The organism is Bacillus sp. SIMBA_074 (assembly GCF_046534555.1).
GTDB classification, from domain to species: Bacteria; Bacillota; Bacilli; order Bacillales; family Bacillaceae_G; genus Bacillus_A; species Bacillus_A mycoides.
Genome location: NZ_JAWRYM010001201.1, coordinates 1 through 237, shown reverse-complemented (window position 1 = coordinate 237; position 237 = coordinate 1). Strand labels below are relative to the sequence as shown.

The following is a 237-nucleotide window of genomic DNA, read 5'->3' as shown; positions in this document are numbered from 1 at the left end:
ACCAGTCCCCAGACCAGCAGCGAGCGGACGAGGGAGGCGCTGCCGGCGACGAGGATCGGCCCGCCGTCGCCCTCCTTGAGTGTCCCGATGCCGGCGCGGACGGGCTCCTCCAGTGCGGTCGCGTTCCAGCTCAGCTCTCCCGGGCGGGAGGTGACCACGACCTTCGGGAGGGAGTTCATGATGTCCGCGAACTCGCCGTCGCGCGGCGGCCACGCCTCGGCGAACTGCTCGTAGGTG

Annotated in this window: 1 protein-coding gene; it reads right to left on the bottom strand. The window is 71.7% G+C overall.

Features of this window, described 5'->3' with window-relative positions:
- Positions 1-237, bottom strand: a 237-nt coding sequence (locus SB773_RS34525; RefSeq protein WP_410595043.1) for a dihydrofolate reductase family protein, incomplete at both ends; no start/stop codon positions are given.